Origin of the sequence: Gemmobacter nanjingensis (assembly GCF_014652195.1) — a bacterium.
Classification (GTDB): domain Bacteria; phylum Pseudomonadota; class Alphaproteobacteria; order Rhodobacterales; family Rhodobacteraceae; genus Gemmobacter; species Gemmobacter caeni.
Window position 1 is genome coordinate 45,378 of the sequence record NZ_BMYI01000018.1, and the last position, 12,273, is coordinate 57,650.

General features: G+C 66.0%; 12 protein-coding genes. 7 read left to right on the forward strand and 5 right to left on the reverse strand.

The window, feature by feature from the left end; translation table 11 throughout:
• From IE126_RS20850 to iolD, 3 genes are read right to left on the reverse strand one after another with little or no spacing between them, the layout of a single operon-like run.
• Nucleotides 1-813, reverse strand: a complete 813-nt coding sequence (locus IE126_RS20850; RefSeq protein WP_189382087.1) for an SDR family oxidoreductase — start codon at nucleotides 811-813, stop codon at nucleotides 1-3.
• Complete coding sequence (gene iolE, locus IE126_RS20855; protein WP_189382088.1) at nucleotides 810-1,703, reverse strand: myo-inosose-2 dehydratase; 894 nt, start codon at nucleotides 1,701-1,703, stop codon at nucleotides 810-812. Before iolE ends, IE126_RS20850 begins: the two co-directional genes overlap by 4 nt.
• A 4-nt stretch (nucleotides 1,704-1,707) precedes the next feature.
• Nucleotides 1,708-3,579, reverse strand: a complete 1,872-nt coding sequence (iolD, locus tag IE126_RS20860) for a 3D-(3,5/4)-trihydroxycyclohexane-1,2-dione acylhydrolase (decyclizing) (RefSeq protein ID WP_189382089.1) — start codon at nucleotides 3,577-3,579, stop codon at nucleotides 1,708-1,710.
• Nucleotides 3,580-3,685: 106 nt separating this feature from the next.
• Between iolD and iolG the strand changes: the two genes are divergently transcribed.
• The 6 genes from iolG (at nucleotide 3,686) to IE126_RS20890 (ending at nucleotide 10,018) form a co-directional block, all read left to right on the forward strand.
• Nucleotides 3,686-4,693 carry an inositol 2-dehydrogenase gene (gene iolG / locus IE126_RS20865; protein WP_189382090.1) on the forward strand — a complete coding sequence of 336 codons (1,008 nt, stop codon included), beginning with the start codon at nucleotides 3,686-3,688 and terminating at the stop codon, nucleotides 4,691-4,693.
• 2 nt (nucleotides 4,694-4,695) lie between these two features.
• Nucleotides 4,696-6,126, forward strand: a complete 1,431-nt coding sequence (locus tag IE126_RS20870; RefSeq protein ID WP_189382091.1) for an NAD-dependent succinate-semialdehyde dehydrogenase — start codon at nucleotides 4,696-4,698, stop codon at nucleotides 6,124-6,126.
• A gap of 10 nt (nucleotides 6,127-6,136) precedes the next feature.
• Nucleotides 6,137-6,946 (forward strand): HpcH/HpaI aldolase family protein, encoded by an 810-nt coding sequence (locus IE126_RS20875; protein WP_189382092.1) that lies wholly within the window; start codon nucleotides 6,137-6,139, stop codon nucleotides 6,944-6,946.
• Nucleotides 6,946-7,911: a hydroxyacid dehydrogenase gene (locus tag IE126_RS20880; protein WP_189382093.1), complete on the forward strand. Its 966-nt coding sequence runs from the start codon at nucleotides 6,946-6,948 to the stop codon at nucleotides 7,909-7,911. Before IE126_RS20875 ends, IE126_RS20880 begins: the two co-directional genes overlap by 1 nt.
• Nucleotides 7,904-9,025: a Gfo/Idh/MocA family protein gene (locus tag IE126_RS20885; protein ID WP_189382094.1), complete on the forward strand. Its 1,122-nt coding sequence runs from the start codon at nucleotides 7,904-7,906 to the stop codon at nucleotides 9,023-9,025. The genes IE126_RS20880 and IE126_RS20885 overlap by 8 nt, the downstream gene beginning before the upstream one ends.
• 117 nt (nucleotides 9,026-9,142) lie before the next feature.
• Complete coding sequence (locus IE126_RS20890) at nucleotides 9,143-10,018, forward strand: MurR/RpiR family transcriptional regulator (protein WP_054304390.1); 876 nt, start codon at nucleotides 9,143-9,145, stop codon at nucleotides 10,016-10,018.
• Between the two features lie 27 nt (nucleotides 10,019-10,045).
• Here IE126_RS20890 and IE126_RS20895 read toward each other — a convergent pair whose 3' ends face one another.
• Together IE126_RS20895 and IE126_RS20900 are read right to left on the reverse strand one after the other, a co-directional pair.
• Nucleotides 10,046-10,765 carry an aspartate/glutamate racemase family protein gene (locus tag IE126_RS20895; RefSeq protein ID WP_229825746.1) on the reverse strand — a complete coding sequence of 240 codons (720 nt, stop codon included), beginning with the start codon at nucleotides 10,763-10,765 and terminating at the stop codon, nucleotides 10,046-10,048.
• Complete coding sequence (locus tag IE126_RS20900) at nucleotides 10,762-11,409, reverse strand: flavin reductase family protein (protein ID WP_229825748.1); 648 nt, start codon at nucleotides 11,407-11,409, stop codon at nucleotides 10,762-10,764. Before IE126_RS20900 ends, IE126_RS20895 begins: the two co-directional genes overlap by 4 nt.
• A gap of 145 nt (nucleotides 11,410-11,554) precedes the next feature.
• Between IE126_RS20900 and IE126_RS20905 the strand changes: the two genes are divergently transcribed.
• Complete coding sequence (locus tag IE126_RS20905; protein ID WP_189382095.1) at nucleotides 11,555-12,241, forward strand: GntR family transcriptional regulator; 687 nt, start codon at nucleotides 11,555-11,557, stop codon at nucleotides 12,239-12,241.
• Nucleotides 12,242-12,273: the final 32 nt, after the last annotated feature.

Here is a 12,273-nt window from a genome sequence, read left to right on the forward strand (position 1 = left end):
TCAGCCCTCCAGCTTTGCCGCTGGCACCGGCGCCTCGTCAAAGCCACCATAGACCGACTGGTCGAAGGGGATGACGGTGCCGGTCATCATCCCGCTGTCGTCCGAAGCCATCCACAGCACCGCACGCGCCACCTCGGCCGGGTCGAGGATACGGCCAAAGGGCTTTTCGGCGGCCTTGCGGTCGATGAAGGTCGGATCACCCGTCTCCGACAGCACCAGCTTGCGCTCGTGGTCCGAGTTCATCCAGCCGATGTCGAGCTGATTGACATGGATCCGGTTGCGCATCAGTGCGAAACCCGCGTGCCGGGTCAGCGTGGCCAGCGCCCCTTTCGAGGTCGCATAGGGCGCAAGGAACGGCTGCCCCGCCAGACCGGAAACCGATCCGATATTGACGATGCGCCCCTCGATCCCCTCACGGATCATCACTTTCGCCGCGTCCTGAATCAGGAAGAAGGGCGCGCGGGTATTGACGGCGATCATGCGGTCAAACAACTCGGGGCTGGTGTTCAGCATATTGCCCCGATCGGTCAGCCCGGCGGCATTGACCAGAATATCCACCCGGCCAAAACGGCGGTCGGCGGCGGCGACAATGCCGCGCACATCGTCCATGTTGCCCAGATCGGCGGCCAGCATCTCGACCGGAACGCCGGTCGCGGCGGTGATGTCTTTCGCCACAGCGCGGCCCTTTTCCAGCCCGCGCCCGACGATCACGATGCCACCCGCCCCGGCCGCCGCAAAGACCCGCGCGATGGCCGCGCCCAGCCCCTGCGTGCCGCCCGTGACAATGGCGATCTTGCCGTCGATGCGGTTCATGGCATGACCTCGTATCCCGCCGCGGCCATGACGCGCAGCAGCTCCGCATGCCCTTTCTTCGCCATCTCCAGCGGGGGCGAGACCCTGGGGTCTTGCTCTGCCTCGACGACGAACCAGCCCTCATAGCCTTTCGCCGCCAGCGCCTTCACGATGGCCTCGAAATCCAGACTGCCATCGCCCGGCACGGTAAAGGCACCCTTCACCACCGCATCAAGGAAGCTTTCGCGCGTGCGGTCCAGCGCATCGATCACCGGGCGGCGGATGTCCTTTGTATGAACATGCGTGATGCGGGCATGATGGTTTTCGATCACCCGCATCACATCGCCCCCGGCAAAGGCCATATGTCCCGCATCGAACAACAGCGGCACCGAGGAATGCTGCATCAGCAGATCCAGTTCCGCCTCGGTCTCGATCACCGCCGCCATGTGGTGATGGTAGGAAACCGGCATCCCCTGCCCCGCGCACCAATCCGCAAAATCGCTCATCATGCGGCCATAGGCGGCAATCTCCGCCTCGGTCAGCTTCGGCTTCGTCGCCAGCGGCGCCGATTTCACGCCCTGAATGCTGCGCGCGGTTTCGCCATAGACGATGCAGGGCGCCCCCGCCGCCTTGAAGAAGGCAAGTTGCTGCGCGATCCGCTCCTTTTCCACCTCGATATCGCCATCCAGCAGCAGGCCGGAGAACCAGCCGCCACAGACCGAAATCCCGTATTTCGCCAGAACCGGCCCCAGCGCGCCCATGTCCATCGGGAACCGGCGCCCCGTCTCCATCCCGGTATAGCCGGCAACCAAGGCCTGCCGCAGGCATTCCTCAAGGCTCACATCATCGCTCAGCTCGGCCAGATCGTCGTTCCACCACGCAATCGGCGCAATGCCCAGTCTTGCCTTCATTCCCTTACACTCCAACGCGCTGGTTCGCGCGAATTGCATCCTGTGCCGCGCGGGCCGCGCGCACCTTTTCAAAGCTGGAAACCTCGGGCACGCCGACATCCCAGTCGGCATCGCCCGGCACCCAGGCAAAGGCGTCCGACACGATGGAGATGACGGTCGGCCCTTCGTTCTGCAACGCCCATTTCACCGCCTCTTCCAGATCGGCGAGGCTGTCCACCTTGCGCGCCTTTGCACCCATCGCCTCGGCATGTCTGGCGAAATCGACATGCAGCGGCGCATCCCGGTTCTGCACCCGGCAATCCGTCAGCAGGTTGTTGAACCCCGGCACGCCCTTGAACTGTTGCAGGCGGTTGATGACCGCATAGCCGCCATTGTCGCACACCACGACGACCATGCGATGCCCGGTCAGCGCGGCGGAATAGATGTCGGAATTCATCATCATGTAGGTGCCGTCGCCCAGCATCACGATGGGCGTGCCGCCGGTGGCACCGGGGCCTTCCTGCGCCATGGCACAGCCCCAGCCCGCCGCGATTTCATAGCCCATGCAGGAAAAGCCAAACTCGCAATCGAAAGTATTGGGGTTCTTCACCCGCCAGCCCTTCGTCACCTCGCCCGGCGTGCCGCCTGCTGCCGCGATCAGCGTGTCATCCGGCCCGGCCACCCTGTTCAGCACCCCCACCACCTGTGCATAGGACGGCACGGCGGCATTGGTCGGGCGCTGATGATCGTCCACAAGTGCGTTCCATTCGGCAAACAGCCGTTGCGCGCGGGCCATCAGACCGGCCTCTGCCGACCAATCGCCAAGCGCCGCATCCAGATCGGCCAGCGCCTCTTTCGCATCGCCCACCACCGGCAGAGCCCGGTGCTTCACCGCATCGAACCGCGCCGCATTGACCGAGATGAACTTCGCATCCTGCGCAAAGGCGGTCCACGACCCGGTGGTGAAATCCTGAAGCCGCGTGCCGATGGCAAGGATCACATCGGCCTCTTTCGCCAGCACATTGGCCGAGGTGGACCCCACGATCCCGATGGGCCCGGCATGGACCGGATGGTGATGCGTCAGCGCCCCCTTTCCCGCGATGGTTTCCACCACCGGAATCCCGCGCCGCGCCGCGAAATCGGCCAGCTCTGCCTCGGCCAGCGAATAGCGCACCCCGCCGCCCGAGATGATCAGTGGTTTCTTCGCCCCCTTCAGCAGCGCCGCCGCCTCGGCCACCGCATCCCGGTCAGGCCGCGGACGCGGGATTTTCCAGACCTTCGGCTCAAAGAACACTTCCGGGTAATCGAAGGCCTTCTCCTGCGTGTCCTGTGCCAGCCCGATGAAGGCCGGGCCGCAATCGGCGGGGTCCAGCATGGTGGCAATCGCCTGCGGCAGCGAGGTGATGATCTGTTCGGGCAGCGTGATCCGGTCCCAGTAACGCACTACCGGCTTGAAGGCATCGTTCACCGTCACCGTCGGGTCGCCGAAATGTTCCACCTGCTGCAACACCGGGTCGGGCAGCCGGTTGGCGAAGGTATCGCCCGCCAGCAACAGCACCGGCAGCCGGTTGGTCATCGCCACACCCGCCGCCGTCACCATATTCGCCGCCCCCGGCCCGATCGAGGTCGCCGCCACCATGATCTGCCGCCGCCGCTTGGCCTTGGCGAAGCCGATGGCCGCCAGTGCCATGCTTTGTTCGTTCTGACCGCGCCATGTCGGCAACTGGTCCTGCACCTGCTCCAGCGCTTCGGACAGGCATGTCACATTGCCATGGCCGAAGATGCCGAACACCCCCGCGAAAAGCGGAACGCGGGTGCCGTCGATCTCGGTGAACTGGTTGCACAGATAGCGCACAAGGGCCTGGGACATGGTCAGGCGCACGGTGGTCCGGGTCATCTCGCCTCCTCCTGCGGATGGGTTTGGCGAGAGACTACGGAATGCCCATTGACATTGCAATAGTTCTGCAATGATTATTGCAAATCGCTTTCGGGAGGAGAACGAAATGCTCAGGATCGCCGTCCTTGGCTGTGGTCGCATCGGGCGCATGCATGCCGAAAACATCGCCCGCCATCCGCGCGCGGCGCTTGCCGGGGTCTATGACACCCACGAACCGGCGGCTGTCGAAGTATCGGAAAAGCTGGGCGTGCCGCGCTTCGAATCGGCGGAAGCCGTGCTGGCCTCACAGGCGGTGGATGCCGTGCTGATTGCCACCTCCACCGCCACCCATGCCGATTACATCGAACAGGCGGTTGCGGCGGGCAAACCCATCCTGTGCGAAAAACCCATCGACCTGTCGCTGGACCGGGTGAACGCCTGCGCCGCCCGCATCGCGGGAACCGATCTGCCCATCATGCTGGGCTTCGTGCGTCGCTTCGATACCGGCCACGCCGCTGTGCGCCGCGCCATTACCGATGGCACGCTGGGCGAGGTGCACCAGATCGTCATCACCTCGCGCGATCCGGGCATGGCACCCGATGCCTATGTCGAGGTTTCGGGCGGCATCTTCCGCGACATGACCATCCATGATTTCGACATGGCCCGCTTCATGCTGGGCGAGGAAGTGACAGCTGTCACCGCCACCGGCGCCCGCCTCGTCGATCCGGCGCTGATGGAACGCTGCAACGATTACGACACCGTCACCGTCGTGCTGACCACCGCCAGCGGCAAACAGGCCGTCATCGTGAACTCGCGTCGCGCCGTCTATGGCTATGACCAGCGGGTCGAGGCATTCGGCTCGGGCGGCATGGCCATCTCTGAAAACCGCCGCATGAACAACATGCAGCTTTTCGGAGCAGATTTCACGGCACAGGGCGCGGTGCTGCAAAACTTCTTCATCGACCGCTATGCCGAGGCTTTCGCAGCAGAGATCGACGCCTTCGTCGATGCGGTAGAATCGGGCACCCCGGTCGCCGTTGGTTTCGAGGATGGCCGCCTGGCGCTGTTGCTGGCCGAGGCCGCGATCCGTTCGGTCGCCGAGGGCCGGACGGTCCGCACCAGCGAACTGGCCTGACCATGTACCAGCCGTTCGGATTGTTCCTTGACGGCGCATGGCACAGGCCCGTCGCGACGGTGCCGGTGATTTCGCCCGTGACCGAAAAGTCGCTGGGCGAGGCCCCCGCCGCCACCCTGGCCGAAACGCAGGCTGCGCTGGATGCCGCCGCCCGCGCCCTGCCCGCCCTGCGCGCCATGGGCGGTTTTGCCCGCGCCGAGGCGCTGCACCGTGCCGCCGACGAAATGCTGCGCCGCGCCGAGGAAGGCGCGCGCATGATCACCACCGAAACCGGCAAGCCCCTTGCGCAGGCCGGACGGGAATGGGCGCTCGCCTGTGACCAGTTCCGCTGGTATGCCGAGGAAGCCCGCCGCATCTATGGCCGTATTGTCGAAAGCCGCGTGCCCGGCGGCCGGTTCGAGGTGACACGGGAACCCGTCGGCGTGGTTGGCGCCTTCACCGCCTGGAACTTCCCTGCCGCCCTGCCCGCCCGCAAGCTCGCCCCCGCGCTGGCGGCAGGCTGCCCGGTGGTGCTGCGCCCCTCGTCGCAGACGCCCGGCGTCGCCATGGTCATGGTGGATTGCCTGCGCGCCGCCGGCCTGCCCGATGGCGCCGTGAACCTTGTCATCGGCTCGACCGCCACCACCTATGACCCGATCATGGCCGACACGCGCGTCCGCAAGGTCAGCCTCACCGGATCGACCCGCGTGGGCCAGCAGATGATCCGCGACGCCGCCGCCACGGTCAAGAAAGTGTCCATGGAACTGGGTGGCAACGCCCCCGTCATCATCCAAGACGATGCCGATCTGGACGCCGCGCTGGATCTTTGCGTGCCGACGAAATTCGCCAATTGCGGCCAGGTCTGCGTGACGCCCGACAGGTTCTTCGTGCATGACAGCCTGCATGATGCCTTCGTCGAAGGCTTCGTTGCCCGCGCCGCGAAAATCCGGCTGGGCGACGGGCTGGACCCGGAAACCGGCATGGGCCCGCTTATCAACGCCCGCCGCCTGACCGAAATCGACGCCGTGGTGCAAGAGGCCGTGGCCGCAGGCGCCACGCTGGCGCATGGCGGCAGGCGTGCCCCGGAACACAACAGCGGCTTCTTCTACCAACCGACCGTCCTGACCGGCGTGACCGACGACATGCGGGTCTTTGCCGAGGAAAACTTCGGCCCCGTCGCCGCCATCACCCGTTTCACGACCGAGGACGAGGCGCTGAACCGCGCCAATGCCAGCGACATGGGCCTGTCGGCCTATGCCTTCACCCGCTCGCCCGACCGCGCGCGGCGCATGGTGACGGGGCTGAAAGCCGGGATGGTGGGGATCAACAGCTTTGCCCTCGCCGCTTCCGAGGCCCCCTTCGGCGGCACCAACCATTCCGGCATGGGCCGCGAGGGCGGCAGCGAGGGGATCGGCGATTACCTCGACACCAAGCTGGCGCAGATCGTGTTCTAGGGAGGGAACGATGCAGAACAGGCTGAAACAGATCTGGGCCGCAGGCCGCCCCGCCCTGAACGGCTGGCTGTCCATCGGCAACAGCTTCACCGCCGAGATCATGGCGGCGCAGGGCTATGACAGTCTCACCGTCGATCTTCAGCACGGTGCGCTGGATTACAGCGCGCTGCTGCCGATGTTGCAGGCGATGCGCGGTTCGGGTGTGGTGCCGCTGGCGCGGGTGCCATGGCGCGAACCCGGCATCGTGATGAAGGCGCTGGACGCGGGCGCCATGGGCATTATCTGCCCCATGATCAATTCCGGCGCTGAAGCCGCGGAATTTGTCAGCTACCTGCGCTATCCGCCGCTGGGACAGCGCAGCTATGGCCCCACCCGCGCGGCAGTGGCCCATGGCGGCTACGGCCCCGCCGTCAATGACCAGATCCTTGCCCTTGCAATGATCGAAACTCAGGCGGGCGTCGACAATCTGGAAGACATCGCCGCGACGCCGGGCCTCGACGGTCTCTATATCGGCCCGGCCGATCTGACACTGGGCACCCAGAATGGCCGCCTGCCCCCCGGCTTTGACCGGGAAGAGCCGGAAATGGTGGCGCTGATCCAGCGTATCCTCGCCGCCTGCAAGGCCAATGGCATCCGCGCCTGCCTCCATTGCGGAACCCCCGCCTATGCTGCGAAAGCCATCGGCTGGGGCTTCGACCTGACCACCGTGTCGGGCGATTCCCGCCTGCTGGCAGGGGCCGCCGCCGCCTCGGTCCGCGACTGGCGGCAACTGACCGGCGCCGCACCGCTGGCCGGGACGGAGCAGAAAGGGGGCTACTGATGCCGCATCTTCTGATCGCCGGAAAGCTGCACCCCTCGGGCGAGGCGATGCTGCACAGGCTTCAGGCGCAGGGTCTGGGGGTGGATTATGTCGAGGAGGTCTCGGAACCTTCCTACGCGCCGCTGATCCACAAGGCCGATGCGCTGGTGATCCGCACCCAGCCGCTGACCGCCGCGACCGTGGCGCAGGCGGAAAAGCTGCGCGTGGTGTCGCGCCATGGTGTCGGGTATGATTCCGTCGATCTGGCGGCCCTGAATGCACGCGGCATCGCGCTGACCATCGTGGGCGATGTCAATTCCGTTTCGGTGGCCGAACATGCCATGATGCAGCTTCTGGCCGGTGCGAAACGCGCCCTGCGCGCCGACCGCGCCGTGCGCGACCCGGCAGGCTGGGGCTGGCGCAACCGCATGGAAGCACAGGAGATTTCGGGCAAGAACCTCCTGATCCTCGGCTATGGCCGGATCGGGCGGCATCTGGCGCGGATGGCGGCGGGCTTTCACATGCAGGTGCGCGCCCATGACCCCTATCTGGAACAGGCGGGCTGGCCGGACGGTCCGGTGCATCCCGTGCCGCTGGACGAGGGCCTGGCCTGGGCGGACTGCATCTCGGTCCATATCCCGAAAGGCGACCGGCCCATCCTCGGCGCCGCCGAGATTGCCCGCATGAAACATGGCGCGATCCTTGCCAATACCGCCCGTGGCGGCGTGGTGGATGAAACCGCGCTGGCCCGCGCGCTGGCCTCCGGCCAGATTGCCGCCGCCGGGGTGGATGTGTTCGAGACAGAGCCGCCCGCCGCAAGCCCGCTTCTGGCACAGGACAATGCGATCCTGTCGCCGCATATCGCCGGGCTGACCGCCGACTGCGGCGAACGCATGGCCATTGCCGCCATCCAGAATGCTCTGGCCTGTCTGGATGGCTCCATCGACCCCGACCTGATCGTCAACCGGAACATCCTTCATGTCTGACAAACCGAAACTGCGCATCGGCCTGATCGGCACCGGCTTCATGGGCAAGACCCATGTCTTCGGCTTCGCCACCGCCGCCAAGGTCTTCGACCTGCCCTTCGAGGTGGAACTGCACACCGTCGCCGATGTGACGGAAAGCGCGGCCCGCAAGGCGGCCGAGGCCTGGGGCTTTGCCCATGCCACAACCGACTGGCGGCAAATGGTGGCCGATCCGGCGATTGATCTGGTGGACATCACCGCCCCCAACGCGCTGCACAAGGACGTGGCGCTGGCCGCGATCCGGGCGGGCAAGCATGTCTATTGCGAAAAGCCGCTCGCCCCCCTGGCCGCCGATGCGCAGGAAATGGCCCTCGCAGCCGAGGCGGCAGGCGTGCGCACGCAGGTCGGCTTCAACTATCTCTGCAACCCGATGCTCCATCTCGCGCGCGAGATGATCGCGGCGGGGGAGCTGGGCGAGATTCGCGCCTACCGCGGTGTCCATGCCGAGGATTACATGGCGGATGCTTCCGGCCCCTTCACCTTCCGGCACGATCCGGCGGGCGGAGGGGCGCTGGCCGACATCGGCAGCCACGCGCTCGCCACCGCCGAATTCCTGCTGGGTCCGATTACCCGCGTGATGGGCGATTGCGTCACCATGATCGGCAGCCGCACCGGCAGCGATGGCCAGCCCCGCCCCGTCGAGGTCGATGACATCGGCCGCGCCTTCCTGCGGTTCGCCAATGGCGCCTCGGGCAGTATCGAGGCGAACTGGATCGCCACCGGCCGCAAGATGCAGCATGATTTCGAGGTCTATGGCTCGAAAGGCGCGCTGGTGTTCAGCCAGGAACGTTTCAACGAGCTGCATTTCTACTCCACTGCCGATGCGGCAGGGCGGCGCGGCTTCCGCCGGATCGAGGCGGCGCCGGATCACGCGCCTTATGGCGCCTTCTGCGTGGCACCCGGCCATCAGCTTGGCTTCAACGATCTGAAGGCCATCGAGGTGGCGGGCTATCTGGCCGCCATCGCGGGCAGGCAGGCCGAACCGTTCGGGTTCCGCGCGGGCTGGCGCATTCAGACCCTGATCGAGACGATCCAGACCTCGGCCCGCAGCGGCGGCTGGCAGGATGTTCCCTGACCCCCGCCCGTCCCCGGACGCCCGCTGGAATGCGGGCGGACCGATCTGCAATATTCATTGCAGGCCCTGGCACCCCATGCCAGATTGCAACGACATATGTGCGAGGGAGGCCAGCGCATGGCACTGACCGGGGCCGAACCCCCAAAGGACTATGAATCGCTTATCCGGCTGATCCACGAGCGCCACGACAGGATGAGCAAGACCTATCAGCAGATCTCGGTCTATCTGACCCAGAACCCCAATGACGTGGCGGTGCAATCGGTGAATGCCATCGCCGAACGCTGCGGCATCCACGCCTCCAGCTTCGTGCGGTTCGCACAATCCCTCGGCTACAAGGGGTTCAAAGAGCTTCAGCTTCTGTTCCAGAAACGGCTTTCCACCGCCGCGCCGGGGTTCGAGGCGCGGGTGAAGGCCCTGGAAGAGGAGTTGCAGGGCCGCGAGGATGCCTCCGATTACGGCTTCCTGCGCGATCTGGTGGTGCGTGACATCGCCTCCCTTCAAAGCCTGCTGGATGACATCCCGCCCGAAAGCCTCGCCAGTGCCGCAGACCTGCTGCACAAGGCCGAGGTGGTGTATCTGCTGGGCCAGTTGCGCTCCGCCCCGGTGGTGGAACTGCTACGCTATGTCTTCACCATGCTGGGCAAGCGCTGCGTGCTTCTGGACAGCGGCGGCGGCCTCGCCACCCATATGGCGCGCACCATCACCGAACGGGATCTGCTGCTGGCGGTCTCGTTCCGGTTCTACGCCAATGAGGTGGTGAACATCGTCGAGGAAGCGGGCGCCCGCAAGGTGCCCATCGTCGCAGTGTCGGACAGCACGCTCAGCCCGCTGGCCAAATCGGCACGGGTGCTGTTTGCCGTGCCGGAACATGATTATTCCTTTTCGCGGTCGCTCGCGGCGCCGATGTGTCTGGTCCAGGCCCTGGCGGTGGCGCTGGCCTCCCGCGTGCAGCGCGACGACACCCCCCGTATCCCCACGGTCACCGGCACCTGACGGCGGCGCGGCCCGAGGCGCCGGGCCTCAGCCCGCCGCCTGCGGAAACTTGACCCGCGGAAAATCATAGGCCCCGATCTTCGAGGTCAGGTAACGCCCGCCCACCAAGCCTTCGGCCAGTTTCACCGCCGCGCTGACCCCGTCGATCACCGGCATCCCGGTCAGCGCCTGCAACCGTTCGCACATGTCCGACATGCCGGCGCAGCCCAGCAGAACCGCCTCGGCCCCGTCCTGTTCGCGCGCGGCGCGGATCTCGTGCAGCAGGCGCAGTTCGCAGGTTTCCGGCTCCTGCTCCAGCGCCAGAACCGGCATGTTCACCGCCCGCACATTGCGGCAGCGCCCCGTTGCCCCGTAACCCGCCACCAGATCCTCGATGATCGGCACAGAACGCGGCAGCGTCGTCACGATGGAAAAGCGGCTGGCGATGGTCGAGGCCACCTGCACCCCGGCCTGACAGATGCCGATGACCGGCCCGCGCGCCACCTCGCGCGCCGCCGCCAGCCCCGGATCGTCGAAACAGGCGATGACATGGGCGTCAAAACCCCGCGCCTCGCCCGCGCGGATCAGATCCAGCATCGCGGGCACCGCCAGCGCCTCGTCGGCATGGCCCTCGATGCTCGCCGGGGTGTCGCGGGGGTTCACCGTCTCGATCACCGTGCCGGGAAAGGCGGCGCGACGCGCACTTTCACCGATCTGCACCGTCATTGAGGCGGTGGAATTGGGGTTGATGACCAGAATGCGCATCATTTCACCTCGGCGGCGGGGCGGATTTCGGCAGGCATCGGCGGCGTCGGCATCACGAACTGCCGGTCCGAGGTGATGTAATTGTCGGCATGCAGCCGCGCGATGGGCTGATAGACCTCGGGGTTCACATAGCGCCCCGCCGCGTCCATACAGTCGCGCCGCACATGCATCTGCACCACTTCGCCGATGACCAGAAGCCGCCGCCCGTATTCCAGCAGCCGGTCCACCCGGCATTCCATGGCGCAGGGGCTTTCGACGATGCGCCGCGCGCGGATATGGGCACAGGGCGCCGAACTCAGCCCGGCCAGCGCCACCTCGTCCACATCCTCAGCCACGCCCAGCCCGCAGACCAGCATGGCCTGCGACAGCGCCATGTCGACCATGTTCACCACAAACTCCCCCTCACGGCGGATATTGCGCACGGTGTCTTTCTCCTGCCCGTCAGGGCGGGTCTGGATGCCCAGCACCACAAGCGCGGGGTCATGCGAGAATACGTTGAAAAAGCTCATGGGCGCTGCATTGTCCTGCCCGCCTTCCGACCGGGTGGACACCAGCGCGATAGGGCGCGGCCCGATGAAGTTGGTCAGCAGGCGATAGCGGTCCTGCGGGTCCAGGCGCGTGAAATCGAACTCCATGGTCTGTGGCATTGTCGTCCTGTCCCTCTGGATTACGGGCCGGGAACCCGCTATTATCTTCAACATGATTGTCGACATTTTTGTTGTCAATAAAAACCTGCCGCCGATTGACATTCGGTTGAAGGCGGCAAGAATGCCGTAGTGAAAGGGGGTTCTGATGTATCAGAACAAAGAAGCCACGCCCGGCCCGGCAGCGGAAATCTGCGAAAGGATCTGGCTTTCCATCGCCGAACGCAAGCTGCGCCCCGGCACCCGCCTCAAGGAAGAACAGCTGGCCGAGGTGTTCGAGGTCAGCCGCGCACGGGTGCGTCAGGCGCTGGCCATGCTGGAAAGCGACGGGCTGGTGACGATCCTGCCGAATCGGGGGGCCTTCGTTTCGGAACCCGGCGTCGACGAGGCGCGCGATGTCTTTCACTTCCGCCGCCAGGTCGAGGCGCGCGTGCTGGAACGGCTGATGGCCAATATCGCCGATACGGCAATCCCGCAGCTTGAGGCGCATCTGGCGCTGGAGCGCGAGGCCGATGCCCGCGGCGATACCACCGCCACCATCCGCCTGTCGGGCGGCTTTCATCTGCTGCTGGCAGAGCTTTCGGGCTCCAGCTTCCTCACCTCCACCCTGCGCGACCTCATCTCGCGCTCGACGCTGATCACCACCATGTATCGCCGCCATTCGCATCACAACTGCGGGCCGGACGAACATGCCGGGCTGATTGCCCGCATCCGCGCCCGCGACCTGCCCGGCGCGCTGCGGCTGATGGAGGATCACCTGCGCCATGTCGAGGACGAGCTTGACCTGACCGAGGATGTCCCGGTGCTGCGCGATCTGCGCGACGCGCTGGTCTGACCCCCTGGCCTTTCCGAGGCACTGCCCCGCCC

What these genes read in the sequence shown, in the direction of transcription:
- IE126_RS20850 (WP_189382087.1), bottom strand. Translation starts at nt 813, where the DNA reads ATGAACCGCATCGACGGCAAGATCGCCATTGTCACGGGCGGCACGCAG.
- iolE (WP_189382088.1), bottom strand. Translation starts at nt 1,703, where the DNA reads ATGAAGGCAAGACTGGGCATTGCGCCGATTGCGTGGTGGAACGACGAT.
- iolD (WP_189382089.1), bottom strand. Translation starts at nt 3,579, where the DNA reads ATGACCCGGACCACCGTGCGCCTGACCATGTCCCAGGCCCTTGTGCGC.
- iolG (WP_189382090.1), top strand. Translation starts at nt 3,686, where the DNA reads ATGCTCAGGATCGCCGTCCTTGGCTGTGGTCGCATCGGGCGCATGCAT.
- IE126_RS20870 (WP_189382091.1), top strand. Translation starts at nt 4,696, where the DNA reads ATGTACCAGCCGTTCGGATTGTTCCTTGACGGCGCATGGCACAGGCCC.
- IE126_RS20875 (WP_189382092.1), top strand. Translation starts at nt 6,137, where the DNA reads ATGCAGAACAGGCTGAAACAGATCTGGGCCGCAGGCCGCCCCGCCCTG.
- IE126_RS20880 (WP_189382093.1), top strand. Translation starts at nt 6,946, where the DNA reads ATGCCGCATCTTCTGATCGCCGGAAAGCTGCACCCCTCGGGCGAGGCG.
- IE126_RS20885 (WP_189382094.1), top strand. Translation starts at nt 7,904, where the DNA reads ATGTCTGACAAACCGAAACTGCGCATCGGCCTGATCGGCACCGGCTTC.
- IE126_RS20890 (WP_054304390.1), top strand. Translation starts at nt 9,143, where the DNA reads ATGGCACTGACCGGGGCCGAACCCCCAAAGGACTATGAATCGCTTATC.
- IE126_RS20895 (WP_229825746.1), bottom strand. Translation starts at nt 10,765, where the DNA reads ATGATGCGCATTCTGGTCATCAACCCCAATTCCACCGCCTCAATGACG.
- IE126_RS20900 (WP_229825748.1), bottom strand. Translation starts at nt 11,409, where the DNA reads ATGCCACAGACCATGGAGTTCGATTTCACGCGCCTGGACCCGCAGGAC.
- IE126_RS20905 (WP_189382095.1), top strand. Translation starts at nt 11,555, where the DNA reads ATGTATCAGAACAAAGAAGCCACGCCCGGCCCGGCAGCGGAAATCTGC.